The organism is Sphingobium sp. Z007, from assembly GCF_900013425.1.
In the GTDB taxonomy this organism is placed as follows: Bacteria; Pseudomonadota; Alphaproteobacteria; order Sphingomonadales; family Sphingomonadaceae; genus Sphingobium.
Genome location: NZ_FBXK01000001.1, coordinates 332,741 through 358,001, shown reverse-complemented (window position 1 = coordinate 358,001; position 25,261 = coordinate 332,741). Strand labels below are relative to the sequence as shown.

At 63.4% G+C, this 25,261-nt stretch carries 27 protein-coding genes; 14 read left to right on the top strand and 13 right to left on the bottom strand.

Features of this window, described 5'->3' with window-relative positions; genetic code table 11:
• Window positions 1-156: 156 nt before the first annotated feature.
• The 4 genes from CEQ44_RS01695 to CEQ44_RS01680 all read right to left on the bottom strand — a co-directional run bounded on the left by CEQ44_RS01695 (window position 157) and on the right by CEQ44_RS01680 (window position 4,208).
• Window positions 157-951, bottom strand: a complete 795-nt coding sequence (locus CEQ44_RS01695; protein WP_088185606.1) for an SDR family oxidoreductase — start codon at window positions 949-951, stop codon at window positions 157-159.
• A 94-nt stretch (window positions 952-1,045) separates the two neighbouring features.
• On the bottom strand, window positions 1,046-1,834 hold the full coding sequence (locus CEQ44_RS01690) for an SDR family oxidoreductase (RefSeq protein ID WP_088185607.1): 789 nt from the start codon (window positions 1,832-1,834) through the stop codon (window positions 1,046-1,048).
• A 178-nt stretch (window positions 1,835-2,012) separates the two neighbouring features.
• The gene (locus CEQ44_RS01685; protein ID WP_088185608.1) at window positions 2,013-3,176 is read right to left on the bottom strand and encodes an acetyl-CoA C-acetyltransferase; all 1,164 of its coding nucleotides are present in this window, start codon (window positions 3,174-3,176) and stop codon (window positions 2,013-2,015) included.
• 48 nt (window positions 3,177-3,224) lie between these two features.
• Window positions 3,225-4,208, bottom strand: a complete 984-nt coding sequence (locus tag CEQ44_RS01680) for a nitronate monooxygenase family protein (RefSeq protein WP_088185609.1) — start codon at window positions 4,206-4,208, stop codon at window positions 3,225-3,227.
• Window positions 4,209-4,316: 108 nt separating this feature from the next.
• On the opposite strand from CEQ44_RS01680, the gene CEQ44_RS01675 reads away from it, so the two are divergent.
• The 4 genes from CEQ44_RS01675 to CEQ44_RS01660 are packed head-to-tail and all read left to right on the top strand — an operon-like array spanning window position 4,317 to window position 7,512.
• On the top strand, window positions 4,317-5,306 hold the full coding sequence (locus CEQ44_RS01675) for a nitronate monooxygenase family protein (RefSeq protein WP_218821569.1): 990 nt from the start codon (window positions 4,317-4,319) through the stop codon (window positions 5,304-5,306).
• Entirely contained in the window at window positions 5,303-5,734 is a 432-nt protein-coding gene (locus CEQ44_RS01670) for a nuclear transport factor 2 family protein (protein ID WP_088185610.1), read from the top strand. The genes CEQ44_RS01675 and CEQ44_RS01670 overlap by 4 nt, the downstream gene beginning before the upstream one ends.
• Window positions 5,735-5,746: 12 nt before the next feature.
• A complete protein-coding gene (locus CEQ44_RS01665) occupies window positions 5,747-6,526 on the top strand; it encodes an enoyl-CoA hydratase-related protein (protein ID WP_088185611.1) in 780 nt (259 codons plus the stop codon).
• Window positions 6,526-7,512 carry an NADPH:quinone oxidoreductase family protein gene (locus CEQ44_RS01660; protein WP_088185626.1) on the top strand — a complete coding sequence of 329 codons (987 nt, stop codon included), beginning with the start codon at window positions 6,526-6,528 and terminating at the stop codon, window positions 7,510-7,512. The genes CEQ44_RS01665 and CEQ44_RS01660 overlap by 1 nt, the downstream gene beginning before the upstream one ends.
• A gap of 27 nt (window positions 7,513-7,539) precedes the next feature.
• Here CEQ44_RS01660 and CEQ44_RS01655 read toward each other — a convergent pair whose 3' ends face one another.
• Genes CEQ44_RS01655 through CEQ44_RS01645 form a run of 3 tightly spaced genes read right to left on the bottom strand, consistent with a single transcriptional unit; the run spans window position 7,540 to window position 10,861 of the window.
• Window positions 7,540-8,592, bottom strand: coding sequence for a DUF2889 domain-containing protein (locus tag CEQ44_RS01655; RefSeq protein WP_088189843.1), 1,053 nt, complete (start codon window positions 8,590-8,592; stop codon window positions 7,540-7,542).
• Complete coding sequence (locus CEQ44_RS01650; RefSeq protein WP_088185613.1) at window positions 8,589-9,659, bottom strand: acyl-CoA dehydrogenase family protein; 1,071 nt, start codon at window positions 9,657-9,659, stop codon at window positions 8,589-8,591. The genes CEQ44_RS01655 and CEQ44_RS01650 overlap by 4 nt, the downstream gene beginning before the upstream one ends.
• Window positions 9,656-10,861, bottom strand: coding sequence for an acyl-CoA dehydrogenase family protein (locus CEQ44_RS01645; protein WP_254913635.1), 1,206 nt, complete (start codon window positions 10,859-10,861; stop codon window positions 9,656-9,658). The genes CEQ44_RS01650 and CEQ44_RS01645 overlap by 4 nt, the downstream gene beginning before the upstream one ends.
• Window positions 10,862-11,007: 146 nt before the next feature.
• Here CEQ44_RS01645 and CEQ44_RS01640 point away from each other — a divergent pair, with 146 nt between their 5' ends.
• A complete protein-coding gene (locus CEQ44_RS01640) occupies window positions 11,008-11,256 on the top strand; it encodes a hypothetical protein (protein WP_140419394.1) in 249 nt (82 codons plus the stop codon).
• Here CEQ44_RS01640 and CEQ44_RS01635 read toward each other — a convergent pair.
• The gene (locus CEQ44_RS01635) at window positions 11,223-12,029 is read right to left on the bottom strand and encodes an enoyl-CoA hydratase-related protein (protein ID WP_217896585.1); all 807 of its coding nucleotides are present in this window, start codon (window positions 12,027-12,029) and stop codon (window positions 11,223-11,225) included. The genes CEQ44_RS01640 and CEQ44_RS01635 overlap by 34 nt on opposite strands.
• A gap of 103 nt (window positions 12,030-12,132) precedes the next feature.
• Between CEQ44_RS01635 and CEQ44_RS01630 the strand changes: the two genes are divergently transcribed.
• Genes CEQ44_RS01630 through CEQ44_RS01615 form a run of 4 tightly spaced genes read left to right on the top strand, consistent with a single transcriptional unit; the run spans window position 12,133 to window position 15,449 of the window.
• The gene (locus tag CEQ44_RS01630; protein WP_088185615.1) at window positions 12,133-12,879 is read left to right on the top strand and encodes an alpha/beta fold hydrolase; all 747 of its coding nucleotides are present in this window, start codon (window positions 12,133-12,135) and stop codon (window positions 12,877-12,879) included.
• Entirely contained in the window at window positions 12,869-13,288 is a 420-nt protein-coding gene (locus tag CEQ44_RS01625; RefSeq protein WP_088185616.1) for a Zn-ribbon domain-containing OB-fold protein, read from the top strand. The genes CEQ44_RS01630 and CEQ44_RS01625 overlap by 11 nt, the downstream gene beginning before the upstream one ends.
• Window positions 13,285-14,469, top strand: coding sequence for a thiolase family protein (locus CEQ44_RS01620; RefSeq protein WP_088185617.1), 1,185 nt, complete (start codon window positions 13,285-13,287; stop codon window positions 14,467-14,469). Before CEQ44_RS01625 ends, CEQ44_RS01620 begins: the two co-directional genes overlap by 4 nt.
• Before the next feature lie 14 nt (window positions 14,470-14,483).
• Window positions 14,484-15,449 carry an alpha/beta hydrolase gene (locus CEQ44_RS01615; RefSeq protein ID WP_088185618.1) on the top strand — a complete coding sequence of 322 codons (966 nt, stop codon included), beginning with the start codon at window positions 14,484-14,486 and terminating at the stop codon, window positions 15,447-15,449.
• Window positions 15,450-15,465: 16 nt separating this feature from the next.
• Here the strand turns inward: CEQ44_RS01615 and CEQ44_RS01610 are convergent, their stop codons facing one another.
• A complete protein-coding gene (locus CEQ44_RS01610; protein WP_176401067.1) occupies window positions 15,466-16,269 on the bottom strand; it encodes a FadR/GntR family transcriptional regulator in 804 nt (267 codons plus the stop codon).
• 118 nt (window positions 16,270-16,387) lie between these two features.
• On the opposite strand from CEQ44_RS01610, the gene CEQ44_RS01605 reads away from it, so the two are divergent.
• Together CEQ44_RS01605 and CEQ44_RS01600 are read left to right on the top strand one after the other, a co-directional pair.
• Complete coding sequence (locus CEQ44_RS01605; protein ID WP_088185620.1) at window positions 16,388-17,182, top strand: enoyl-CoA hydratase/isomerase family protein; 795 nt, start codon at window positions 16,388-16,390, stop codon at window positions 17,180-17,182.
• Window positions 17,167-17,463, top strand: coding sequence for an SDR family NAD(P)-dependent oxidoreductase (locus CEQ44_RS01600; RefSeq protein WP_256960010.1), 297 nt, complete (start codon window positions 17,167-17,169; stop codon window positions 17,461-17,463). Before CEQ44_RS01605 ends, CEQ44_RS01600 begins: the two co-directional genes overlap by 16 nt.
• Here CEQ44_RS01600 and CEQ44_RS01595 read toward each other — a convergent pair.
• Window positions 17,458-18,018, bottom strand: a complete 561-nt coding sequence (locus CEQ44_RS01595) for a recombinase family protein (RefSeq protein WP_088183827.1) — start codon at window positions 18,016-18,018, stop codon at window positions 17,458-17,460. The two genes, CEQ44_RS01600 and CEQ44_RS01595, sit on opposite strands and share 6 nt — an antisense overlap.
• A gap of 131 nt (window positions 18,019-18,149) precedes the next feature.
• On the opposite strand from CEQ44_RS01595, the gene CEQ44_RS01590 reads away from it, so the two are divergent.
• Together CEQ44_RS01590 and CEQ44_RS01585 are read left to right on the top strand one after the other, a co-directional pair.
• The gene (locus CEQ44_RS01590; RefSeq protein WP_088183828.1) at window positions 18,150-21,164 is read left to right on the top strand and encodes a Tn3 family transposase; all 3,015 of its coding nucleotides are present in this window, start codon (window positions 18,150-18,152) and stop codon (window positions 21,162-21,164) included.
• Window positions 21,152-21,766: an SDR family oxidoreductase gene (locus CEQ44_RS01585; RefSeq protein WP_088201786.1), complete on the top strand. Its 615-nt coding sequence runs from the start codon at window positions 21,152-21,154 to the stop codon at window positions 21,764-21,766. Before CEQ44_RS01590 ends, CEQ44_RS01585 begins: the two co-directional genes overlap by 13 nt.
• A 42-nt stretch (window positions 21,767-21,808) precedes the next feature.
• Here CEQ44_RS01585 and CEQ44_RS01580 read toward each other — a convergent pair whose 3' ends face one another.
• The 3 genes from CEQ44_RS01580 to CEQ44_RS01570 all read right to left on the bottom strand — a co-directional run bounded on the left by CEQ44_RS01580 (window position 21,809) and on the right by CEQ44_RS01570 (window position 24,748).
• Window positions 21,809-22,558 (bottom strand): SDR family NAD(P)-dependent oxidoreductase, encoded by a 750-nt coding sequence (locus CEQ44_RS01580; RefSeq protein WP_088183488.1) that lies wholly within the window; start codon window positions 22,556-22,558, stop codon window positions 21,809-21,811.
• Between the two features lie 88 nt (window positions 22,559-22,646).
• Window positions 22,647-23,957: an amidohydrolase family protein gene (locus tag CEQ44_RS01575; RefSeq protein ID WP_088183489.1), complete on the bottom strand. Its 1,311-nt coding sequence runs from the start codon at window positions 23,955-23,957 to the stop codon at window positions 22,647-22,649.
• Window positions 23,958-24,079: 122 nt separating this feature from the next.
• Window positions 24,080-24,748, bottom strand: a complete 669-nt coding sequence (locus tag CEQ44_RS01570) for a TetR family transcriptional regulator (protein ID WP_176400272.1) — start codon at window positions 24,746-24,748, stop codon at window positions 24,080-24,082.
• 167 nt (window positions 24,749-24,915) lie between these two features.
• Between CEQ44_RS01570 and CEQ44_RS01565 the strand changes: the two genes are divergently transcribed.
• Window positions 24,916-25,233 (top strand): 2Fe-2S iron-sulfur cluster-binding protein, encoded by a 318-nt coding sequence (locus tag CEQ44_RS01565; protein WP_088183515.1) that lies wholly within the window; start codon window positions 24,916-24,918, stop codon window positions 25,231-25,233.
• Window positions 25,234-25,261: the final 28 nt, after the last annotated feature.

Below are 25,261 nucleotides of genomic sequence, written 5' to 3'. Positions count from 1 at the left end.
AAGACCCGGCATCCGAACATCACTTCATCGTCCAGGCGGCGCGCATAGATCGGGCCATATGCCCCAGAAAGCCATCGACGAACGGGATAGACATGACACCGGGCGACGGATTGCGCGCCGCCGCCCGGTATTCGAATGCGTCCCCATATCCGGCGCTTAGCGAGGCGGCATACGGATGGCACCGTCGATCCGCAGATTCTGGCCATTGAAATAGCTGTTCTTCACCAGTTCTACGATCAGCGAGCCGAACTCTTCCGGCTTGCCGAGACGCTTGGGGAAGGGCACCGACTTTTCCAGATTTTCGAAGATCTGCGGTGCGGTGTCCTTGACGCCAAGCATCGGCGGGGTAGCGAAGATACCCGGCATCACCGAATTGACGCGGATGCCCAATTCCATCAGGTCGCGCGCCATCGGCAGTACCAAGCCGTTCACGCCGGCCTTGAGCGAACCATAGGCGATCTGGCCGACCTGGCCATCCTGCGCGGCGGCGGAACTGGTCAGGACGATGGTGCCACGCTCGCCATCGTCATTGAGCGGTTCGGCAGCCGCCATGCCCATCGCGGAAATCGACGCCATCCGATAGCTGGCGACCAGGATGCCCATCGCGCTGAAGGCGTAATCCTCGGTCGAGAAACGCTTGAAGCCGCCCGTGTCGCGATCACGGCTGACGGTCTTGCCGCCCTTGGACACCTGCGCGCAATGGATCAGTGCGCGCTCCTGCCCATGGGCGGCGCGGGCCTTTTCGAACCCTGCGAGCACCGAGTCTTCATCCAGGATGTTGACCTTGCAGAACAGGCCGCCAATCTCGCTGGCGACCGCTTCGCCCGCTTCCTCGTTCAGGTCGAAGATTGCGACCTTCATACCCGCGTCGGCGAGCGCCCTTGCCGACGCCTTGCCCAGGCCCGAAGCGCCGCCGGTGACGATGGCGGCTAGTTCTTTGGTGATCTGCATGGCGAAACGCCCCTTCCGTAAGATTTCTATCGCAACCTATTTAACTAGGTAAGCGAACGACGCAAGCCTTGTCCTGCCGCGGACAGCCACAAATTCAGTTGCCCGCCGCGCTCGACCGGGCGAGCGATCCGGCAGAGGCGGGACGGGCGGCGCGCGCTTCGAGCAGGTCGATGTTAACATCGTCAGGCAGGCTGGCCATCGCCACCAGGGTTTGCGCCATGCTGGTGGGTTCGGCAAAATCGCCGGTGAAGCTGGCATGGCCGGTTTCCTGAATCTTGGCAAAGAAGCGCTGGGTGACGCCGGCATCCCAACTCAGCCCACCCGATCCGCCGGCCACCGATCCTGAGCGCAGGATCGAGACGCGAATGCCGTCGCTGCGCAATTCGTCGCGCAGGCCCTGCGACAGGGTTTCGACCGCCGCCTTGGTCGCGGCGTAGACGGTGAGATAGGGAAAGGGCATGCGGACGGATTCGGAACTGATCGTCACCACCTGCCCTTTGGTCGCGCGCAGATGGGGGATGGCGGCGCGGATGCACCAGATCGGCCCCAGCAGATTGACCGCGACATGCCCTTCGACGTCGGCCACGGTCGATTCCTCCAGCAGGAAGGGATGGAAGATCGCGGCATTGTTGACCAGCAGGTCCAGGCGACCGAAATGCGCCACCGCGCCTGTGATGGCGGCATCGACCTGATCGGCGCGACTGACATCGCAGGCAAAGGCGGCGGCGCTGTCGCCATGCCGGGCCACGACCGCATCCAACTCGGCCGACGCGCGGGCGAGGCAGGCGACCTTTGCGCCCGCCGCGACCAATGCATCTACGAAGTGGCTGCCCATCCCTTTCGACGCGCCCGTGACGACCGCCACCCTGCCCTGCAACTGCATCCCTGCCTCCTATATGCGATCATTATCGTGTGCTGTCGCAGACATGCCAAAGCCAGAGCTGAAGCGCTATCATTTTTTGGCCGGATGATCGCAGGCCATTAAAAGGACCGGCGCCCTGCTGCACAAGAGCGCCGGTCCAGATTGAGGCGGAGAGACGGCCGGGCCGCTCTCCGTCCGGTCAGAGCGCTTCGACGATGGTGACGTTGGCGATGCCGCCGCCTTCGCACATCGTCTGGAGCCCGTATTTCTTGCCCTGCGCCTTGAGCGCATAGATGAGCGTCGTCATCAGCTTCGTGCCCGATGCACCCAGCGGATGACCCAGCGCGATCGCGCCGCCATTGACGTTAAGCTTGGCGGGATCGGCATCCTGATGCTTGAGCCAGGCCATTGGAACGGGCGCGAAGGCTTCGTTCACTTCGTACAGGTCGATGTCGCCGATCGTGAGGCCCGAGCGCGCGAAGGCCTTGTCGGTGGCGAACAGCGGTTCTTCGAGCATGATGACGGGGTCGCCGGCGGTCACGGTCATGTTGACGATACGCGCGATCGGGGTCAGGCCATATTCCTTCACCGCCTTTTCCGACGCGATCATCACGGCCGATGCGCCGTCGGTGATCTGGCTGGAGGTTGCTGCGGTGATGACACCGCCTTCGACCAGCAACTTGACCGCTGCCATGCCTTCTGGCGAGGCATCCCAGCGGATACCCTCATCGATGGTATGCATTTCGCTGGCACCGTCTGCGCCGATGATCTCCAGCGGCAGGATTTCGGCGTCGAAGGCGCCGGCCTTGGTCGCGCGCTGGGCGCGCATATGGCTTTCCAGGCCAAAGGCGTCGAGCATGTCGCGAGTAAAGCCCCATTTCTTCGCGATCATTTCCGCGCCGCCAAACTGGCTGAAGCCCTGGATGCCAAACCGCTCCTTGATCGAGGCGGGCAACGGATCGCACCCTTCGGGCGACAGCGCCGCCGAGCCCATCGGCACGCGCGTCATGCTTTCGGTGCCCGCCGCGATGACGATATCCTGCGTGCCCGACATCACCGCCTGGGCCGCGAACTGGATCGCCTGCTGCGACGATCCGCACTGGCGGTCGATGGTGACGGCCGGAACGCTTTGCGGCAGGCCCGACGCCAGCACGCAATGGCGGCCGACATGCAGCGACTGTTCGCCCGCCTGGGTGACGCAGCCGACGATCACGTCGTCCACCGCTTCGCCCGGCACGCCCGCGCGGGCGACGACGGCGTCGATGACCTTGGCGCCCAGATCGACCGGATGCCAGCCGGACAAACGGCCACGGCGACGCCCACCGGCGGTACGAACGGCGGCGACGATATATGCTTCTGCCACTTCACTTGCTCCTGAAAAGAGAATGGAATGATAACGGGGGTGCTACGGTCAGCCTGACAACATGCCTGCCAGGCGCGCGTTCACGATCGCCTTTGCGTCGCCCACGATACGGTCGATCAGTTGCTGGCAAGTCGGGATGTCGTGGATCAGACCCTGGATCATGCCGGCCCAGAAGATGCCCGCGTCCATGTCGCCTTCCTCCAGCACGACACGGCCTTGGGCGCCTGCGACATAGGCCTGCACATCCTTGAACGTCGCGTCGGGTTGCGCCAGGATTTCGACGACCTTGTCCGACACTACACTCTTGCCCACGCGGGCGGTGTTATGGAGCTTGCGGAAGATGAGGTTCGTGCCTCGCTCGTCATTGTCGATATAGGCCTGCTTCACATTGGGATGGATCGGCGCTTCAACCGTGGCGCAGAAGCGGGTGCCCATGTTGATGCCCTCCGCACCCAGCGCCAGCGCGGCGACCAGTCCGCGTCCGTCGCCGAAACCGCCGGACGCAAGCATGGGAATCGTCACCTTGTCGGCGGCGGCGGGGATCAGGATCAGGCCGGGAATATCATCCTCGCCCGGATGGCCCGCACATTCGAAGCCATCGATCGAAATGGCATCGACGCCCTTTTTCTGGGCCGACACGGCATGGCGCACGGCGGTGCATTTGTGGATGATCCTGACGTCAGCCGCCTTGAACATAGCCCAGATTTCGGCGACAGCGGGCGTGCCGGCGGTTTCGACCGCCTTGATCCCCATGTCGATGATCGCCTGGGCATAGGCCCTGTAATCGGGCGCGTTGATCGTCGGAAAAACGGTCATATTCACGCCAAAGGGCTTGTCGGTCATCGACCGGCAGCGTTCGATTTCCTTTTTGAGGTCGTCGGGCGTGGGCTGGGTCAGGCCCGTCAGGATGCCAAAGCCGCCCGCATTGGACACAGCCGATGCCAGTTCGGCGCGGCCGACCCCCTGCATGCCGCCTTGAACGACCGGATGTTCGATCCCCAGCATCTGCGTGATACGTGTCTTGAAAGCCATATTTCTGCCCGTCCCACTCACTTTCGGTGTAAAGCCCCTCGACGGGCCTATAACACCTAGTTACCTATGATATCGAAAAAGCGCTAGCCACTTTGGCACGCCACGACAATGGGGAAGGATGAAGGCATGTCCATCAACTGGTCGCAACTGGCATTGCCCGTCATGCAAGCGCCGATGCTGATCTGTTCAAGCCTGGAACTGGTGATCGCATCCTGCCGCGCCGGGATCATCGGCGCTTTTCCCAGCGGCAATCCGCGCGGCGACCATAATCTGGAAAGCTGGCTGTCGGCGATACGCGACGCGGAGGCCGAGTCGCTGGAAAAGGGAGAGCGCTTCGCGCCCTTCTGCGTCAATCTACTCGCCAGCCGCGCGATCGACCAACAGACCCGCGCCGACCGGCTCGCCACCTGCGCCAAGGCCAAAGTGCCGCTGATCCTGACCAATCTGGGCGATCCGCGTGCCGAGGTGGAGGCCGCCCATGAATGGGGCGGCGTCGTGTTCCATGACGTGACGACCATGAAGTTCGCGGAAAAGGCGATCGCGTCGGGCGTCGACGGGCTGATGCTGGTCAGCGGCGGCGCGGGCGGCCATGCCGGCACACTGAACCCCTTTTCCTTCCTGCCGCAGGTGCGGCGCATGTTCGACGGTACGATCATGCTGGCGGGCGGAATTGCCGACGGTAACGGCATTGCGGCGGCGCTGGCGCTGGGCGCGGACCTGGTGGTGATGGGCACGCGCTTCATCGCCACGAAGGAATCGGGCACGTTCGACGCGCACAAGCAGATGCTGGTCGAATCGCGGGCGGAAGATGTGCTGTTCACAGATGCGATTGCGGGAATGCCCGCCAGCTTCCTGCGTCCCTCGATGATCGCCAACGGGCTGGACCCCGACAATCTGCCGCGCCCCAAAGGGATGCACAGTCCCGACCTGCCCAACGGCCTGCGCGCGTGGAAGAATATCTGGTCGGCCGGTCATTCGACCGGGCTTGTCGACGATGTGCCCAGCGTCGCCGAACTGGTCGACCGGCTGGGCGGGGAATTTGCGGCGGCGCGCGATCCGCGCGACTGGCGCGCTGCACTGGCGCAGAGCCTGACATGACGATGGAAGAGATGCTGGACCGCGAGGCGATCCGTCTGCTGATGGCGACCTATACGATCAATGGCGACCGCGGCCGGATCGCCACGCTGGCCGATGTTTTTGCCGAGGATGGGATATTGGAGTTTTCGGGCGAACAGAGCCAGGGACGCCAGACGATTCTGCGACGGCTGGACACGCCCGGTCAGCCCCGCGACCCCCGGCACAGCTTTACCCGGCACAATCTGACCAGTTCGCTGGTGGAACTGGATGGCGAAGGCGCGACGGGCCGGACCTATTTTCAGGTCATGACCGACATCGGCCTCGACCATCACGGCCATTATGCCGACCGCTTCGTGCGGACGAGCGCAGGCTGGAAGATCGCCCATCGGCAGGTGCGGATCGACTGGCAATCGCCCGATTCGCTCTATCCAACATTCCCGAAACGCTGAAGGAACCGCGTCATGGACTTCGTCACGGTCTACAAGGCCGATCGCGTTACCACCGTGACCCTGAACCGCCCGGAGGTGATGAACGCCATCAATGGCGGGATGCACCATGAATTGCAGGCGGCATTCGACAATTTTGCCAGCGACGCCGAACAATATGTCTGCATCGTGACCGGCGCGGGCGACCGCGCATTTTGTGCCGGATCGGACCTGAAGGCAGTGGCGGAACGCGGCGCGCATCCCGTCTACCCGGCCAGCGGCTATGCCGGGCTGATCGAACGGTTCGACTGCGACAAGCCGATCATCGCCGCCGTCAACGGGCTGGCGCTGGGTGGCGGTTTCGAGGTGGCGCTGGCGTGCGACATCATCATCGCGGCCGACCATGCCAGCTTCGGCCTGCCCGAACCGCTGGTCGGTGCGATCGCCTTTGGCGGCGGGTTGCACCGGCTGGCGCGGGAGATCGGCACGAAGCAGGCGATGGGCATGATTCTGACGTCGCGCCGGGTGACCGCGCAGGAAGGGTTGCGGATGGGTTTCGTCAACGAGGTCGCGCCACCGGAGGCGCTGATGGCGACCACGCATCGCTGGGTGGCGGAAATTTTGCGCGCGTCGCCCATGGCGGTGCGCGCGTCCAAGCAGGTCGTCTATCTCGGGCTGGAGGAAGCGAGCCTGGCCGATGCGTTGGCCCATCAGGCGGATTATCCCGCCTACGCCGCCTGGCGCGAAGCGGAGGACACCCAGGAAGGCCCCATCGCCTTCGCCCAGAAGCGCGCGCCGCAATGGAAGGGCCGCTGATGCGCCGCGCCGTCGTCATCCGGGCGTTCGGGCCGCCGTCCGGCTTTGCACTGGAGGAATATGATCCCGGCGCGCCGGGACCGGGCAAGGTCCGCATCGCCATCCGCGCGGCAGGCATCAGCTATGTCGATGTGCTGGTCGCCGCCGGGCTGTATCAGTTGAAACCGCCCCTGCCCTTCGTGCCGGGCAGCGAATTTTCCGGCATGATCGAGGCGGTCGGCGAGGGCGTCGACCCGGCGCGCCTCGGCGAGCGCGTAATGGGCAGCGCTTTTGGCGCGGCTATCGGCGAAGCCTGCGTCATTCCCGCCAAACTGGCGCTGCCTATCCACGACGCGATGGATTTCGTGACGGCATCGGTCTTTCGCGTGAGCTACGCTACCGCCTATCATGCGCTGGTGCAGCGCGCGCGCCTGCAAGTCGGCGAAACGGTGTGCGTGCTGGGGGCAGGCGGCGCGGTCGGCTATGCCGCGGTCGAGGTGGCCAAGGCGCTGGGCGCCCAAGTGATCGGATCGGCATCGAGCGCGGAAAAACGGGCGCTCGCGATAAAAGGCGGGTCCGACGCGGTGATTGATTCGGGTTCGCAGACCTGGCGCGAGGATCTGAAGGCCGCCAATGGTGGCAAGCCAGTCGACGTAATCGTCGATCCGGTGGGCGGCGCGGCGACGGAGCCGGCCTTCCGTTCGCTTGCTTGGAACGGGCGGCATCTGGTGATCGGCTTTGCCGGTGGTGCCATCCCCAAGCTGCCGGTCAATCTGGCGCTGCTCAAGGGGGCGTCGCTGATCGGCGTCGATGTCCGCCAGTTCGGCGACTATGAGCGCGACCTGTCGGACGCCAATGTCCTGGCGCTGCTCGCCCTTTTTGCGCAAGGCAAGCTGCATCCGCCGATCGCCCGCACCTATCCGATCGATGATTTCGTGGCCGCGATGGAGGAAGCGCAGCGCGGGGTCACCGCCGGGCGGATCGTCATAACGATGGCAGCGGCATAACCCATCGCGCCACGCCCGCTGCGTGCGTTAAGGCAGATGCTTTTCCAGCGTCGGCACTTCGGCCAGCGCACGCAGCATGTCGTTGAGATGGGTGCAGCCCGCCGTCTTGCGCAGCGTCAACAGCACCTGCGCGCGCAGATTGGCGAGCGGCACGCCGACAAGCGCATCGACATTGACCGGCGCGGCGCGGCATTCCTTGTATGGCAGCGTTCCGGGGGTCGCCACCACGCTGCGCAGCGTCTGGGTGGGCGCATCAGCCGTGGCGGTGATGCGATATTCGTGGATTGCGATCCGGTCGCCGCCATCGGGCGCACTGGCGCTATCCTGAAACCCGGATTCGATATGGATCACATCCCCCTCGCGCCAGATGTCGATCCGACGGGCGCGGCGGAAATTGACGCCGCCACGATCGATGAGAGGGTGCCAGCCTTCAGCGTCGTGGGGATTCACCAGCGGCCGGACGCGCGAGGCATTCTGATCCGGTACGGGCCTGCCACCGATGGCCAGGGCGTCCGATCCGGGCCGGAAGCCGATGCAGATACCCTCCATGCGGGCGGCATGGTCCGCCCGATCCTCCATCGACAGGCGCGACAGCCAGTCCTGGGTCCAGCGCGACCAGGCCCAGCCGCCGACCAGAGACGCGCCCGCCAGATCGTCCAGCAACAGATAGAGCGGCGTGCCGTCGCGCTTTTCACCGGGCAGCGCCTTGTCGATCTCCGCCCGCAGATAACCGCCCGCCCGCGCGCCCGACAACTGGGCCAATTCGGCGCGCGGCGGTGTGCTGACGACCGACAACATCACCCGTTGTTCGGCGACCACATCGATATGCGCCGTCGCAATGATGGTGGGCGCGCCGCCATCCCATCCGGTCACGATATCGCGCGCATCGCCGGTGAACAGCACGTCGCCATCCTGACCGTCGGGCCAGGTCGCATCGAGCGTCATCGTGCGGCGCACTGATCCCGGCCGCCGCGGCGGCGACGGCCCCCAAGGCTGGCTGACCGGCATGTCGAACAGCGGCAGACGCGCGCCCGACAGCGCCAGGCCCTGCGCTGCGGCTTCCATGGCGAGGTCGCTCACCACCCCGCCAGGTCGGCCGCGCGGGCGCGATGCACGGTCGGACTGCCGAGATAGGCGCGGTCGAACAACGAACGGCGGAACCAGATGTTCAGGCTATATTCCCAGGTATAGCCGATGCCGCCATGCGCGGCGACCGCCGCGCGGGCGACCGACACGAAACGATCGGCGATATGCGCCTTGGCCATGGCGGCAGCGCGCGATGCATCCTCCTGTTCGCTGTCCCAGGCATAGGCGGCATACCACATCAGCGCGCGGGCAGGCTCCACCTCCAGCGCCATTTGCGCCAACTGGTGCTTGAGCGCCTGAAAGCGGCCGATCGCCACGCCGAACTGTTCGCGCTCCTTGGCATAGGCGACCGACAGGTCGAGACAATATTGCGCGCCACCCAGCGCGTCTGCGGAAGCCAACACCAGCGCGGCGTCAAAGATGCGCGCGACTTGCGCATCGCCCGGTTCGAACAGGATCGTGGCAGGCGCCCCGTCGAAGGTAACGCGCGACATACGGCGCGTGCGGTCGGCGGACTGGACGGACTCCACGGTCACCCCCGCGCCCTTTTCCACCAGCGCCAGCCCGCCGCCCTGCGTGCCGACCAGGATCAACTGGGCCGCCTCCCCACCAGGCACGAAGCCGATGCTGCCCCTCGCTTTGCCGCCTTCCACGATCACGGTCCAGCTTTCGGGCAGCCAGTTGCCGCCCAGCGCGATCGTCGCGACGACTTCGCCGCTGGCGATCCTGCCGAGCCAGCTTGTCTTCGCATGCCCTTCATCGGCCAGATTGAGCGCCAGTCCCGCGAGGCAATGCTGAAGGACGGGGCCGACCACGCCGCCCTGCCCCAGCACTTCGATCCCCATGGCAAGGTCGAGCAGGCCAAGGCCCGCGCCGCCGACGCTTTCGGGCAGGGCAAGGCCGCCAAGGCCCAACGCCATTAGCGCGTCCCAGCTGTCGCGGTCGAAATCGCCGCCGTCATTGACGATCGTTTCCAGCCGCTCGCGCGGCATTGCGTCCTCCAGCGTGCCTTTAAGCGCGTCCTGAATCGCCAATTGTTCCTCGGTCGGGTGGAACCTCACTTGTCCGCCTCCATGGCCAGGTCGCGCGGCAGGCCAAGGCCGCGCTCCGCTATGATGTTACGCTGAATATTGGTGGTGCCGCCAGCAATGGAATTGCCGAGCGTCCCCATGATCTGGTCGAGCCATTTTTCCGGGCCACGGCCACGGGTGCCCGCCGTCGCAGGCTCGATCAGTGCATGATCGCCGATCAGTTCCTGCGCCAGCAGCGCCATCTCATGCCCGGTTTCGGTCAGCAGGAGCTTCATCATCAGGCCGACGATGCCCGGCTGTTCCTGCGCGGCGGCCAGGCTGAACAGGCGAAAGCTGGAGTAGCGGTGCGCCATCACCCAGCCTTCGATCCGGGTCAGCGCGTCGCGGATCTTGGCGTCCCTGATCGCGGGCTGGCCGTCAATCTCCATCTCCTGCGCCAGTTCGACCAGCTTGCGGAAAGTACCGCCCAGCGCGTCGGCCGAGCCGATCGACGCGCGTTCATGTTTGAGCGTCGTGCGCGACACGTTCCAACCATCGCCGCGTTCGCCCACGATCCAGCTGGCCGGCGCCTTCGCATTGTCGAAGAAAAATTCGTAGAAGCCCGCCTCGCCCGTCATCTGGCGGATCGGTCGACGAGTGACGCCGGGTTGATTGAGGTCCAGCATCAGATAGGAAATGCCGCCATGTTTGGAGGCCTGCGGCTCGGTGCGAAACAGACCGAACATATGAGTAGCGCGGTCGCCCTGGCTGGTCCAGATCTTCTGGCCGTTGATGACCCATTCGTCGCCGACCAGTTCCGCCCGCGTGCGCACCGATGCCAGGTCGGACCCGGTGCCCGGTTCGGAATAGCCCTGGCCCCACATCATGTCGCCCGCCATCGTCTGACGGATAAACATGTCCTTCTGTTCGTCCGTGCCCTTTTCCAGCAAAGTAGGGACCAGCATCGACATGCCGTTGCCGCCTGTCTCCATCGGCGCGCGGGCGCGGGCGAACTCTTCGCGGATGACCTGCGCCTTGACGACGTCGGCCGCCTGCTCCGACCCGCCATATTGCTTGGGAATGGCGCGATAGAGATAGCCCGCATCCGTCGCCTGCGTGCGGAAATCGCGGATGAAGGCCTTCAGCTCATCCTTGCGCCGTTCGCCCGGCTGCCATGCGCCTTTCAGGAAGCTGCGCACTTCCTGACGAAAGACTTCGGCGCCTTCCCCATAGCTCAAATCCATCTGACCCATTCTCCCAGGGCTGTCGTTCGATACCGTTGCTGACAATGCCATGGCACTTCCTATACAACTTGGTCAAATAGGTCTACACAACAGTGGCCATCATAGTATCGGCAGGCGTCAGCAACGCCCAAGTCGATATCGAGCCAGGATATTTGATGAGCGACCCTGGCCCGCCAATGACTGTCGCGCGACTGACCGTCATATTGGGTACGGCGCCGCTGGACGACTGGCGGCTGGTTGAGTCGGCGGGCAATGGCATGGCCATCGCCAGCAGCAGCTTCGCCGACCGGCAGGGCATCCATGCGCGCGGGCATCAGGTGCCGTTCGTCGATCCGCGCCAGCGCGCCCGATCGACGAACGGCGCTGGCGATCAGGCGCCCTTCGCCTCCTGCATCGCCTTGTAGATTTGCGCCGTGGCGGTGGTCGATAGGCCCATGTTCAGCGCCTCATGATCGAGCGCGGTTTCGAACGCGCTGTCTTCGGCGATGTTGAGGTTCGATTTCATATAGCGATAGCCCATGCGCGGCCCGTTGGCGAGGCGATGGGCGGCCTTGAGCGTTTCCTGCCGCAATGCCGCGTCCTCGAAGAGGCGAGTATAGATGCCTTTGGCCAGCGCCGCTTCGGCATCATATTTCTCGCCCAGCAGAAAGATTTCGCGCGCCACGCCCGATCCCACGATCTTGGTCCAGAAATAGCTGGAACCGAAATCTCCGCCCGCGCCGATCCGGTCGAAAGCGGACAGGAATGTTGCAGAACGCCCCGCGAAGCGCAGGTCGCACGCCCCGGCGATGCCGATGCCCGCACCCGCCACCGGGCCATTCACCATCGCGATCGTCGGCTTGGGCATTTCGTGCAGCAGGCGGGAGGTTTCCATGAAGCCGCGCAACCTGGCGAAGCCCTGCTCCACCCGACCGCCCACATCGTTGCTTGCAGGCAGCGGTTTTTGCGCCCCGCCCTTGAGGTCGCCACCGGCGCAGAAACCACGCCCCGCGCCGGTCACAATGACGCAACCCACGGTGGGATCGCGCGCCGCATCAGCGGTCGCGTCGGCCAGCAGGGTCATGATCCCGTCTGCCAGCGCATTAAGCTTGTCGGGACGGTTCAGCGTGATGATACGGACACCGTCCTCATTGTCCACCAGCACTTCAGGGGCCAGCGCTCCATCTATCTCTGCCACGCTTCCACTCTCCACTATGATTTGACCGTCGATGCCGATCATGGTTCACTAGGTAATATAGCAAAAAGTGCAAGATGCCTTGGATCGTCGGGAGGGGAAATTGATGGCTATGGACGACAATCGGTCGCGCATGATATTCCTGCACGGCGGCAAACAGGGCGGCTGGATCTGGAACGAGGTGATCGCGGCGCTGGCGGTGCAGGCGCCCGACATGGAGTCGCCGCTGATCCTGGACATCCCCGGCTGCGGCGCGAAGCGGGGCCGCGACACAAACGGGCTTGGCCTGGACGCCGTCATTGATGAACTGGCGTACGATGTCGCATCGGCCGGGGTCGATCGCTGCGTCTTTGTGGGCCACTCGCAGGCTGGGACTATATTGCCCAGACTGGCGGTCGCGTGCGGCGCGCAGGTGGACAGGATCGTCTATGTCGCCTGCGCCGGCCCGCTTGAGGGCGAGACGATCAGGGAGATGCTCACGCGCACCGCCCCGCGCGCATTCGCCGGGGATATGCCGATCGAGGCACGATTCGCCGCGATGTTCTGCAATGATATGGACGAAGCGGCGCAGACCGCATTTCTGGCGCGCATGGGCGAGGATGAATGGCCTGCCGCCTGCACCGAACGGGAACGGCACTGGGGCTACGCCGCCGCCGCGCGGATTCCCGCCACCTATGTGCTGGCGCTGCGTGACCAGATATTGACGCCGTTGGCGCAGGAAGAGTTCGCGCAGCAACTCCATGCCCAACGCATCATCCGCATCGATGCAGGCCACCAGCCGCAGCAGACCCGGCCACACGCGCTCGCCGAAATGCTGCTTCAGGAAACAAAGGTGCCACGCGATGATCGATAGCCTGCCCCGTCCCTTGCCCGCGACCGATCGCGACACCCTGCCCTTCTGGACCGGGGGAAAAGATGGCCGATTGCTGATCGAACGGTGCAATGCCTGCCATTATCTCATCCACCCGCCGACCGGATTTTGCCCGCAATGCGAGGGTCGCGACACGGCGCCTCATGCGGTATCCGGCCGCGCGACCGTCGAGACTTTCACTGTCAATCACAAGCAATGGATGCCCGGCCTGCCGGTTCCTTATGTGCTGGCGCTCGTCGTGCTTGAGGAAAGCCCAGAGGTGCGCCTGGCCACCAATATCGTCGATTGCGCGCCACAGGACGTGGCGATCGGCATGAGGGTCATGGTGCAATTCGAGCAGGCGGATGATCTGTGGGTGCCGCTGTTCGCGCCGTGTGCGCAAAGCGCATGACCGCCTATGCCGAAAAGCAGACGGCGATCACCGGGATCGGCCAGTCGAAAATCTCGCGCGGGGCGGACAAGTCCGCGCTTGGCCTGACCATCGACGCAGCGATGGAGGCGATTGCAGACGCAGGCCTGACCCGCGCCGACATAGACGGTATGGCGACATGGCCCGGCGATCGGGGGGATGGATCGGGCTTTTCCGACGTCGGCATCCCCGCCTTGCAGGATGCGTTGCGCCTGAAGCTGGGCTGGTATTCCAATGCGGCCGAAACCGCTGGCCAGTTCGGCGCGCTGTTCAACGCCATCGGCGCGATCGCGGCGGGGCTTTGCCGCCATGTGTTGATATTTCGCACCATGTATGAGGCGACCGCGCGCAAGACCGGGTTCGCCAATGCACTCAACCGCCCCGGCGAGCGGGTGCGTGGCCCCTTCGCCTGGTATGCGCCCTATCATACCTATGCCGCCGCGACACAGCAGGCGCTGATGTTCCAGCGCTATATCCATGAATCGGGCATCAAGCCGGAACAGGTCGCACGGATCGCGATTAACGGGCGGCGCAATGCGGGGCTCAATCCGGCCGCCGTCTATCGCACGCCAATCAGCATGGACGATTATTTCGCCTCGCCGATCATCTCCACGCCTTTGCGATTGTTCGACTGCGACGTACCGATCGACGGATCGACCGCGATCATCCTGAGCCATATCGACGCCGCGCGCGATGGACCGCATCCCGTCACCCATATCGATGCGGTCGGCAGTTCCATGCACTATCGCAACAGTTGGACCCAGCTTGATGCGCTCGCAACCCAGGCCCAGCCCAAGGTGGCGGAAATGATGTGGAGCCGCACCGACCTCAAGCCCAAGGATGTGGACGTCGCCGAACTTTATGACGGCTTTAGCTATCATACGATCAACTGGCTGGAGAATTTCGGCTTTTGCGGCCGCTACGAGGCAGGCGACTTCATTGGCGACGGCAGCCGCATCGCGCTGGAAGGCGACCTCCCGCTGAATACCAATGGCGGCGCGCTATCGGCTGGCCGGATGCACGCTTATGGGCAAATATATGAGGCATGTGTGCAGTTGCGGGGTCTGGGTGGCGACCGCCAGGTTGGCGGATTGCCTCGCGTGGCGGCACTTTCAACCGCAGGCGGACCGCTTGCCGGGTGTTTTCTTCTCGTTCGAGCATAGGATAATTTGCACCCATGACGACACGTTCTCTCGTTGCCGCCGACCTGCTCGCGTTGATCGACGCCATGCCCACCGGCGACCTTTGCGCCGAAACCCTGACACTATCACGCGACAGCATGGCGTCGATGTATGCAGGCGCGCAGGATAGCGCCATCCTCTGCCAGCAGCGAGCCGTCCAAGGGCCTCCCGACGCCCCCGACGTGAACATTCGCATATTCCATCCCGACCAGAGTCATGACACAGGGCGATATCCGGGAATTTTGCATATACATGGGGGAGGCATGGTGGCTGGCATGGCCGCGATGAATGATGCCGCGAACGCCCGCCTTGCCGCAGAGCAAGGAGCCGTCGTGGTATCGGTCGATTATCGGCTGGCGCCTGAAACGCCCTTTCCCGGACCGGTCGAGGATTGCGTTGCGGTACTCGACTGGATGCAACGGTATGGCAGCGCCATCAACATCGACCCCGCGCGGATCGTCATCACAGGGGAAAGCGCCGGTGGTGGACTCGCAGCGGCGACGGCCTTGATCGCACGTGATCGCGCAATGCCCCCGCTGGCGGGCCAACTCCTGACATACCCCATGCTGGATCCCCGGACTGGGTCACCTGAAGGACGCGACAATCCGAGCACCGGCGAGTTCATCTGGACCCGCGGCTCCAACCAGTTTGGCTGGACCGCGCTGCGCGGTCGGGAGGACATCGCACCCGATCGCCTTGGCCATTACGCACCTGCATTGGCCACCGACCTGTCGGCCCTGCCGCCGACGATGATCGCGGTCGGTGCGCTCGACCTGTTTCTGGACGAGGACTTGGACTATGCCGTGCGGCTAGTGCGCGCCGGCGTCGCGGTAGAATGCCATATATACCCAGGCGCAGTCCATGGATTCGACCTCATCGCCAATTCCGCCGCTGCTTTGATGCTGCGCCGCGATGTGGAAGCGGCTTTGCGGCACATGCTGCGGGATCGAACCGCAGCATGACAGTTGACTGGAGTGATTAATCCAGCACGTCGATCAAACTGTCTTCCTGATCCGGCTCCAGCCAGGACTTGTTGGCATTTATCACGTGCAGCCGCCAATGGGCCTCCGCATTGTCGCCATCGCCGGCTTCGATCAGCGAAACGAGCTTACGGAAGGACCGAATGCCCCCCAACGCCCGTTTGCGTTGAACCTCGCCCGAAACGGCGCGTCGATCGAGATGCTCCACTTGATAACGGGCGACCACGCCATGCAGGATGGTGGTCAAGAATAGCAGGGTATGATTGCCGCCAAGTTCCACCAGGATACGATGGAATTCGGCAAGGCCGATCATGAAATCGACATAGCGCTCTTCTTCGACCATCGCCTGTAGCCGGTCGATTTCGGCCGCAAGCCGGGCGACTACGTCCTTGGGTGGCTTTTCCGCCAGTCGACGCGCGATATAGGGTTCGATCGCGAGGCGTGCTTCGTAAATGTCGCCGACGGTCGTGCCCTGAGACTGCAACACAAAACCGGCATAGCGCGATACGCTGTCGACACGCGGCGCATGGACCCGCGCGCCTGTGCGTGATCCGCGCCCTACGCTGATGAGCATTTCGGCTTCCAATATGCGAAACGCCTCGCGCAAGGTGGGCCGGGAAATGCCCAGGCTGACCATCAACTGCCCTTCGGGCGGCAGAAAATCGCCTTCCTTCAACTCGCCGCGCACGATGCGCTTGCGGATATGGTCAGCCACGACCTCGGACGTCTTGGGCACGCGAATAGACACGCGGGCCGCTGCTGTCGGCGCCTGTTCAATCATCTCATTGCGCGCGCGGGACAATTTATTCTCCCCAAAAGGTAAACCTCGATCTAAAGCTGCCGATAGCCACTTGGCAAGCTTGCACATATCATCATGGCACAATAAGGCCTATCTAACCTAGTTAGAGGGGAATGTCCCGATGGAATATGAAACGATCCTGGTCAGCAAGGCCGACCATGTTGCCACCGTGACGATCAACCGTCCCGATGCGATGAATTCTTTCACCAGGCGGATGCTGGAGGAGTTCGACTATTTGTGGAAAGATATATCGAACGACGACGATGTCCATTGCGTCGTGCTGCGCGCGGCCAAGGGCCGGGCCTTTTCCACGGGCGTGGACGTCAAGCAGAGCCAGACGCCCGAAGGTCAGATCATGCACGGCAATATCTGGACGGCGCGCGACCCCGGCGACTTTCTGGGCCCCAAGGCCAATCGCTGCTGGAAGCCGGTGGTCTGCGCCGTGCACGGGATGGCGGCGGGCGGCGCCTTCTACTGGATCAACGAAAGCGACATCATCATCTGTTCGGAGGAAGCGACCTTCTTCGACCCCCATGTCACCTATGGCATGACGTCCGCAGTCGAGCCGATCGGTGCGACCTATCGCATGCCGCTGGGCGACGTCCTGCGCATGGCGTTGCTGGGCAATGACGAGCGGATCGGCGCGGAGACCGCCAAGCGGATTGGGTTGGTGACTGAAATCGTCACGCTCGATCGCCTGTGGGATCGCGCCGACGAACTGGGCAGGCAGATCGCCGCCAAGCCGCCCGCCGCCACGCAGGGGACGGTACGCGCCATCTGGGAATCGCTCGACCAGACCCGCTCGGCAGCGTTGCAGACCAGCCTCAAATATTGTTTCCTGGGCAACCCCATCGGCACCGCGCAGGTGGATCGCTGGGCCATTATGAACAATAGCAAGAAGTGGGAGGTCCGCTGATCGGCACGCAGGGCATGGCCGGGCGGGTCGCTGGCAAGAAAGCGCTGATTACCGGCGGCGCGCAGGGTTTGGGCGCAGCGAGCGCGTGGATGCTCGCCCGCCATGGCGCCAAGGTCGCGATCGCCGACCTGAACCTGCCCGGCGCCGCCGCTGTGGCCGACGCCATCAATGCGGAACTGGGAACTGGCACGGCCAGCGCCTTCTTCCTCGACGTGACCGACGAGGAAAGCTGGCCACCGATCATGGGTCGTGCGGCTGAGCGGAACAGAAAAGTGTCATAAGGAGCCGTTTGGTTCGATACAGCGATAGATAGTCGCCGGGTGAACGTTAAAGGTTCTGGCGACGGCGCTGATGGACTTGCCCTCGAGTACGAGTTGGCGAGCGAGCTCAGCCTGATCGGGTCGCATTTTCTTTGGGCGTCCGAAGGCCACGCCGCGCGCCATCGCCGCCTTTCGACCTTCGTCGGTTCGGCTCAATATGAGAGCCCGCTCGAACTGGGCGATCCCAGCGAACACGGTCATGATCATCACGCCGGACGGGGACGTGGTATCGGCCCAAGGCTCATCAAGCGATTGTAATCCTGCCTGCTTTTCCTTGATGCGTTCCGCGATGTGCAGGAGTTCGATGGTGGATCGCGCTAAACGATCGAGGCGGGCGACGACGAGAACATCGTCTTTGCGCAGGTGGCCGATTAGACTTTCAAGCTCGGGCCGGCCACGAGCGGCCCCCGATATTTTCTCCTCGAACATCATCTCACAGCCGGCCTCCGAGAGCCGATCGCGCTGGATTTCCAGGTTCTGATCCTCGGTGGAAACGCGTGCATAGCCAAGCTTCATGCGGTCGCTCCAAGCACCGTGCGAAAGTTACTGCAAAATGCTTTTATTTCGCACATATGTTTTGCGAAGAAATTCGCCTTGTTTATCGGCATCTGCCGTCCCCTTCGCAAAAGTTGGAAGTTTCGCACGGTATGCCCACCCGTCACCTCACTGACGCTCAGCGTCAGGGCTTTGCCTGCTTCGACGGCGAACCGTCGACAGACCAACTCGCGCGATATTTCCATCTGGACCAAACCGATCGCAACCTCATTGGAACTCTGCGCGGCGCCCACAATCGGCTCGGCTTTGGGGTGATGCTGACGAGCGCCCGGTTTCTGGGTGCATTTCCAGTCTCGGCCGCCGAGATCCCAGCGTCGGTCCTGGCGGGCGTGATCGAACAACTCGCTCTTGAACCCGGCACTGACGTGGATGGCTATTTTGCGGGAAGCCGGCGCATCCGGCACCTCGCGCTCATCCGGACGCACTGCGGCTTCACGGACTTTGGCGACAACGCGTTGGCGCGTTTCCGACTGACCCGATGGCTCTACGCCCTGTGTTGGAGCGGCGACGATCGGCCTGGGCCCCTGATTGATCGAGCTGCGGCGTGGTTGATCGCCAACAAGGTGCTGCTGCCGGGCGTCACGGTCGTCGAGCGATTGGTCGGCAGAATCCGCGATCGTGCGCGGACCAGACTTTGGCACCATCTGGTCGCCAGCTTGAGTGATGACCAGCGCGCGCGGATCGCCGCTCTGTTTGACGATGGCGACACATCCACGTTCGCCGCCTTGGACGCGCTGCGGACCATTCCCTCCAAGCGCATGCCGACCGAGCTCTTCCGCCACCTTGATCGGCTCGATGCGGTCCGGGCGTTCAATCTGCGGCCGGCGCCACCGCGGGGTGTTCCAGCCACAACCCTTGAGCGCCTCGCGCGGGTGGCGCGCGTCAGCAAGCCTTCGGCTATCGCTGCCCTTCAGGAGCCTCGTCGAACCGCGACCGTAGCCGCGCTCTTCCATACGCTCGAAGCGGCGGCCCAGGACGACGCTGCCGAGCTGGCCGAGGCTCTGCTTGCCGACTTGGTGAAGGGGGCTGAAGCCGCCGACAAGCAGGCCCGCCTGCGTAGCCTGCGCGATCTCGATGGCGCAGCGATGCTGCTCCACGCGATGGGTCTCTTGGTTTTGACCGACGACGGGCTGCCCCTCAATGAATGGCGAGACGTGCTCTTCGAGCGGTTGCCCCGTCCCGACATCGAGGCCGCCATGTCCAAGGTGGAGGCAATCGCCAAGCCCGCAGAGACCAAGCCATATGATCAACTGCGAACAAAATGGCGGGGCGCCCGGCGATTGTTCTTTGAAATCACCACCCGCATCGAGATCGACGCCGCCCCGGGCGGCAAAAACGTCAAGGCCGCGATCAGCTACCTCAAGGGCGTGGACGACTGGTCGTCTCTCGCCAAGATGCGCGGCGCACCGACCGCCGCGATCCCAAAGGCGTGGAGGCAACATGCCCTCGATCATGAAGGCAGGGTGAGAGACCCGAAAGCCTATGTCTTCGCGATCATCGATGCATGGCGTCTCGCGATCAAGCGTCGCGACGTGTTCGCCAAGCCCGGCATCCGATACGGGGATCCCCGGCGCGGGATGCTCGAGGGCGAGTCCTGGCACAATTCCAGATTGATGGTAGCACGCGCCCTGGGCCGATCTCTGGAAGCCGACACTGAGATCGACGGTCTCTCCCGCCTTCTCGATGAGGCATATCGTCATGTCGCCGGGCGCGCGGGCGACAATCTGGACCTGCGTTTCGAGACGGTCGCCGACAAGACCCAGATTGTGGTCACGCCCCTCGACAAGCTTGATGAATCCGAGAGCCTTCGTTCGCTTCGCGCCGCCGTCCAAACGCGCATGCCGAAGGCGGGGATGCCCGACATCTTTCTTGAAGTCATGGCGCGAACCGGATTTGCCAAGTCCTTTACCCATCTGAGCGAGCGTCAGGCGACCGTCGAGCACTTCGAGATAAGCCTGTGCGCGACCCTGGTCGGCGGCGCATGCAACATCGGTCTTGAGCCAGTCGTGCGCCCGGAATTTGCGGCTCTGCGTCGCGACCGGCTTTCTTGGGTCAGTCAGAATTTCATTCGGCCCGAGACCATCGCCGCGGCGAACGCTGCGATCGTTGCCGCTCACAGTCGCCTGGATATCGTCCGCCACTGGGGCGCCGGCGAGGTGGCCAGCGCGGACGGCATGCGGTTTGTCGCTCCGTCGAGTGCCATACACGCCGGTCCCAACCCCAAATATTACGGCCAGGAGCGCGGCGTCACTTGGTACAACATGATTTCCAATCAGTTCAGCGGTCTGGCCGGAGCGGTCATCCCCGGCACGTTGCGCGACAGCCTGGTCGTCCTGGCTCTCCTGCTGGAGCAGGAAACCGAACTCGAACCTCTGGAGATCATGACCGACACCGCCGCCTATTCCGACGCCATTTTCGGGCTGTTCTGGCTCTTGGGCTACCGGTTCAGCCCCCGTCTGGCGGACATCGGCGGCGCGAAGCTGTGGCGCATCGACCGCCAGGCGAGCTACGGACAATTCGATGAGATTGCCTGGGGCAGGATCAAAGTCAATCTGATCAGGGAACACTGGGCCGACCTGATCCGTTTGGCCGGATCGCTCAAGCTCGGCCACCTCAAGGCCGCGGGCGTCATGCGCATGCTGCAGGTCAAAGACCGCCCAACGACCCTGGCCAAGGCCCTGTCTGAACTGGGGCGCATCATCAAGACGCTGCACATCCTGCGATACATCGACGATCGACCGTTCCGCCGGCGGATATTGTTTCAGCTCAACCGGCAGGAATTGCGCCACAAGCTCGGTCGGCGCGTCCATCACGGCGATCGGGGCGAAATCAGAAGCCCTCTGCGTCAAGGCCAGGAGGAGCAGCTTGGCGTCCTTGGTCTCGCCCTCAACTCCATCGTCCACTGGAACGCTGTCTACATGCAAGAAACCGTGCGCCAACTCAGTGAGGCCGGGACGCCGCCACTGCCCGCCGATATCGCTCGACTCTCGCCGATATCCTGGCGTCACATCAATTTCCTCGGGCGCTACGATTTCTCCGTGCCCGACGCCGTCGCAAACGGCGGCCTCAGACCGCTACGTCAACCTAATTCCGAATGGGACTTTTGAAAGAAAATAATGCCCCTTACGACACTTTCCTGTTCCGCTCAGCCGCACGACCCATCATCGACGCGGCGGCGGCGGCGATGGGCGGCCTGTCGGTGCTGGTCAACAATGCCGGTATCGCGCCCATGGGCACGATCGAGGACATGCCGACCGACATTTGGGACCGGACCATGGCGATCAACGTCGACAGCGTCTTTTTCGGCAGCCGCGCCGCGCTGCGCGTGATGCGCGACCATATGCCAGGTTCGATCATCACCATTTCATCGATCGCGGGGCTGATCGCGAGCGCCAATTTCGTGGGCTATAACACATCCAAGGCAGCGGTGTGGATGCTCAGCAAATCAATCGCTCTGCACTGCGCCCGCGAAGGGCTGGATATCCGCTGCAACTCGGTCCATCCGACCTTCGTCAACACGCCCCTGCTGGATGGCATCGGGCGCGGAACGCAAGACGAACGGCTTGCCAAGCTGGCGCGACAAATCCCGATCGGCCGCGTCGCCGAACCCGACGACATCGCCTATGGCGTCCTCTATCTCGCGTCCGATGAAAGCCGGATGATGACCGGCGCTGAACTCAAGCTGGACGGCGGCATTTCGGCGATGTGAGCGGACGGCCGCAGCCGTCCGCCGGATGGTAGGCGACCGTTTTCAGCGCACCATCAGCAGACCACCATCGACCGGGAAAATCTGCCCGGTGATGAAGCGGGCGCCATCGCCTGACAGGAACAGCATCAGCGGCAACAGATCGCGATCCGCGTCGCCCAGCCTACCGTCGATCGGCATGTCCGCCGCCAGTCGCGCATCGAGCGCCGCCAGTTGGTCCGCCGACATGCTGGCCCGCGTCTGGGCGTACATGGGCGTGCTGATGGCGGGCGCGATCATGTTCAGGGTGATGCCATATCTGCCCCATTCTTTCGCCGCCGTGCGCGTCCAGGCGATCACCGCGCCTTTGGTCGCGGAATAATGCGCTTTGTTCGTCAGGCCCGAAACGCCCGCGCCCGACGCGAAATTGATGATCCGGCCGCCGGCGTCACGCAGATGACGAAATGCCGCCTGATTGGTCAGCATGGTGCCGCGCGCGTTCACCGCGAACACCCGGTCCCAATCATCGACGTCGATCGATTCGGCCGGTGCGCCCGGCGCGATGCCCGCCGCATGGATCAACGTATCGAGGCCGCCCAGATGCGCGACCGCTGCATCGAAGGTGGCATCGACCGAAGCCTTGTCCGACACATCGCACCGGGCGACGGCGGGATTGCCCGGCGCCATGCCCGCGCCATAGCCGAGGTCCAGCCCGACGACCCGCGCACCGCTTGCCACCAGTCCGGCCATCACGGCGGCGCCCATGCCGCTTGCGCTGCCGGTCACAATGATCCGGCTGCCGGCAATAGTCTGCATGTCTTTATCCCTTGAAACCGGACAAGGGCATGGCGATCGCGCGCCATGCCCTTGCTAATGCCAATGCCTGTCGCCTACCGGCCTATGCTCAGGCTGCGGCGAACATCGCCATGATCTCGCCCGATGTCACCGGGCGGCGCGCATCGCCGACGATCTGCATACTGTCGGTCTTCAGCCCACCCAGACCCTGGCGCGGGCTGACATCGACATCCTTGCCGAGTTCGCGCAGATGCCCGACGGTGCAGTTCTGTCGTCCGCCCAGCGCCTCAATGGGGTTGAAGTTCATCACCCGCATCGCGTTTTCATGCGTAACCTTGTTAATCACATCGTCGCCCAGACCCTGAATCGACAGCCACAGATGTTCCGGGCAATTGGGCCACAGCGTATCGGAATGCGGATAGTCCGCCTCGTAACAGACCATGTCGGGATTGAGATATTCCAGGCTTTTGAGGCCGAACTGATCGTCAATGAAGCAGGTTACGATATGGCGCTTGAAGACGTCCGACGGGCGTTCGCCGTTCGAAAATTCGGTGAAGGTCCATTCATGGTGATGCTCGTTGGTAAAGTCCGCCCGTTCCAGAAAATAGGGAATCCAGCCAATTCCACCTTCCGACAGCGCCATGCGCAGATCGGGAAATTCCTTCCAGAAGCTGCCGAACAGCCAGTCGGCTGCCGAATTGGCGATCGCCATCGGCATGGTCGTGATCCAGGCGTCGATCGGGGTTTCGTCCGACGCATGTTCGGCACGGCTGCCGGTGCCGATATGGCAGTTGAGCAGCATCTTGAGGTCGCAGCATTCCTTCCAGAACGGCGTCCAATAGGCATTATGGATGCTGGGCAGGCCGCCGCGCGCGGGATTGTCCGGGAAGGCGATATTGTGGACGCCATATTTCGACATGCGGCGCATTTCCGCGATGGTCAGGTCCATGTCCCACAGCGGCAGGATGATCATTGGGATCAGGCGGTTCTTGCCGATTTCGCACCATTCCAGCACATGCCAGTCATTCCAGGCCCGAATGGCGAGCAACGCCTCTTCGCGGTTGGGATTGGCAATGAAGGTGCCGCCGGCAAAGCCGGGCATGGTCGGAAAATTGAGCGAACCCAGCACACCGTTGACATTCATGTCGTCGACGCGCGCCTTGGGATCGAAACAGCCGGGACGCAATTGCTCGAACCGCGTCGGTTCCATGCCATATTCGCTGCGCGGGCGACCGACGACCGCGTTCAGGCCGATGGTGGGATAGATTTTCCCGTCCCACAGCCAGACGTCCTTGCCGTCCTTGTCTATGATCTTGGGCGCGCGGTCCTTCTTGTCCGCCGGATAGTGACGGAAAAAGGCTTCCGGGGATTCGACGGCGTGATCGTCCACGCTGACGATGATCATGTCTTCCAGTTGCATCCTCAAAACTCCTCACGCCATTCTTAAAAGCTGATGGTTCGTCATTTCTATGCCTCGGGCTGCATCTTTGCAAGCGACAATTGGCGCGCAGGATTGTCGGTTTTTGGAGAAGTGTCGCGAGCTTATCGGCAACCCAGCGTCGTGGCCAGAATATAGGCGGCCGACACCATCGGTCCATGATTGTCCGAGTCGCTGCCTCGACTATAGGTCCGCACGGTGGCCGCTATCCGCTCGATCATGGCGATCAGCGCGCCTGCGGTTGCATAGGCGTCCAGATCGTCCGGCATCCGTCGGTCCGACTGCGCCGCGGCAACCGCCTCTGAAAAGCGCTGGAGCAAAGGACGAATAGATTCCATCCGGGCTTCGATAAAGCGGGCATCGCCCTCTTCGGCCGCCAGGTTTCTGGCCTGAAACAGGCGGGCATGTTGCTGCCAGAAAGCCGCGTAGACGCGCAGCAGATCCTCGGCCCGTGCCCTGACATCTACGGCGCGCCAGTCGATTTCGGCCAGCGCCATCACCTGCGGCGTACTCTGCGGCAATTCCCTGATAGCCGCCAGCACCACGTCCTGAGCATCGGAAAAATAGATGTAGAAGGTTGCCGGCGATGTGCGCGCGCGCCGCGCGATTTCCGCCACGCGCAGGTCGCGCAAGCTTTTGTCCTCCAGCAGGGCCACAGTGGCGTCGATCAGGCGCCGCCGCGTCTTGATCCCCTTGGCGCCCATCGCCTGGCCATGTTGGTTCCGGTCACCGGGCGGATCGCCCTGCCGCGTGATTGGGGTCGCATCGATCATGACGGGATGTTCTCCCCGAAACCGACACCCCACGCAATGCGTATGGCGCGATCCGGTCGCGGCCAAGGCGCTTGCAACATAATCTATTTGTTGTATCGTAATACGGAACAATAGAAGATTTGAGTTCCGTGTCGTGGAGTCGGCAGGTGGACGGTGGAGAGAGATGAATGGTCGGCGTTCGAATGATCCTGCGAAATGGCGATGTGCACATGATGAATGCCGCATCAGGGTCGAGCCTGATGGAGGCGGCGCGCGATTCGGGCGTCGATGACATGCTGGCGCTGTGCGGCGGCTGCCTGAGTTGCGCGACCTGTCATGTCATCATCGACGATCGCTGGATCGGCATGGTCGGCCTGGCGGACGCAGATGAGAATGAGCTGCTCGACAGCAGCGATCACCGCACCGCAACGTCCCGCCTGTCCTGCCAGATTCTGCTGAACGATGCGCTCGACGGCCTGTGCGTCACGCTCGCGCCGGAAGACTGATCCCCAAAAGACACCGCCCCTTCGAGAG

Excerpts from the sequence above, each read along its gene's own strand:
- CEQ44_RS01645 (WP_254913635.1), bottom strand. The coding sequence starts at position 10,861 with ATGGGTCAGATGGATTTGAGCTATGGGGAAGGCGCCGAAGTCTTTCGT.
- CEQ44_RS01670 (WP_088185610.1), top strand. The coding sequence starts at position 5,303 with ATGACGATGGAAGAGATGCTGGACCGCGAGGCGATCCGTCTGCTGATG.
- CEQ44_RS01565 (WP_088183515.1), top strand. The coding sequence starts at position 24,916 with ATGGTCGGCGTTCGAATGATCCTGCGAAATGGCGATGTGCACATGATG.
- CEQ44_RS01620 (WP_088185617.1), top strand. The coding sequence starts at position 13,285 with ATGACCGCCTATGCCGAAAAGCAGACGGCGATCACCGGGATCGGCCAG.
- CEQ44_RS01615 (WP_088185618.1), top strand. The coding sequence starts at position 14,484 with ATGACGACACGTTCTCTCGTTGCCGCCGACCTGCTCGCGTTGATCGAC.
- CEQ44_RS01695 (WP_088185606.1), bottom strand. The coding sequence starts at position 951 with ATGCAGATCACCAAAGAACTAGCCGCCATCGTCACCGGCGGCGCTTCG.
- CEQ44_RS01590 (WP_088183828.1), top strand. The coding sequence starts at position 18,150 with ATGCCCACCCGTCACCTCACTGACGCTCAGCGTCAGGGCTTTGCCTGC.
- CEQ44_RS01640 (WP_140419394.1), top strand. The coding sequence starts at position 11,008 with ATGAGCGACCCTGGCCCGCCAATGACTGTCGCGCGACTGACCGTCATA.
- CEQ44_RS01675 (WP_218821569.1), top strand. The coding sequence starts at position 4,317 with ATGGGGAAGGATGAAGGCATGTCCATCAACTGGTCGCAACTGGCATTG.
- CEQ44_RS01575 (WP_088183489.1), bottom strand. The coding sequence starts at position 23,957 with ATGCAACTGGAAGACATGATCATCGTCAGCGTGGACGATCACGCCGTC.
- CEQ44_RS01585 (WP_088201786.1), top strand. The coding sequence starts at position 21,152 with ATGGGACTTTTGAAAGAAAATAATGCCCCTTACGACACTTTCCTGTTC.
- CEQ44_RS01595 (WP_088183827.1), bottom strand. The coding sequence starts at position 18,018 with ATGAAGCTTGGCTATGCACGCGTTTCCACCGAGGATCAGAACCTGGAA.
- CEQ44_RS01570 (WP_176400272.1), bottom strand. The coding sequence starts at position 24,748 with ATGATCGATGCGACCCCAATCACGCGGCAGGGCGATCCGCCCGGTGAC.
- CEQ44_RS01605 (WP_088185620.1), top strand. The coding sequence starts at position 16,388 with ATGGAATATGAAACGATCCTGGTCAGCAAGGCCGACCATGTTGCCACC.
- CEQ44_RS01580 (WP_088183488.1), bottom strand. The coding sequence starts at position 22,558 with ATGCAGACTATTGCCGGCAGCCGGATCATTGTGACCGGCAGCGCAAGC.
- CEQ44_RS01690 (WP_088185607.1), bottom strand. The coding sequence starts at position 1,834 with ATGCAGTTGCAGGGCAGGGTGGCGGTCGTCACGGGCGCGTCGAAAGGG.
- CEQ44_RS01630 (WP_088185615.1), top strand. The coding sequence starts at position 12,133 with ATGGCTATGGACGACAATCGGTCGCGCATGATATTCCTGCACGGCGGC.
- CEQ44_RS01660 (WP_088185626.1), top strand. The coding sequence starts at position 6,526 with ATGCGCCGCGCCGTCGTCATCCGGGCGTTCGGGCCGCCGTCCGGCTTT.
- CEQ44_RS01680 (WP_088185609.1), bottom strand. The coding sequence starts at position 4,208 with ATGGCTTTCAAGACACGTATCACGCAGATGCTGGGGATCGAACATCCG.
- CEQ44_RS01665 (WP_088185611.1), top strand. The coding sequence starts at position 5,747 with ATGGACTTCGTCACGGTCTACAAGGCCGATCGCGTTACCACCGTGACC.
- CEQ44_RS01625 (WP_088185616.1), top strand. The coding sequence starts at position 12,869 with ATGATCGATAGCCTGCCCCGTCCCTTGCCCGCGACCGATCGCGACACC.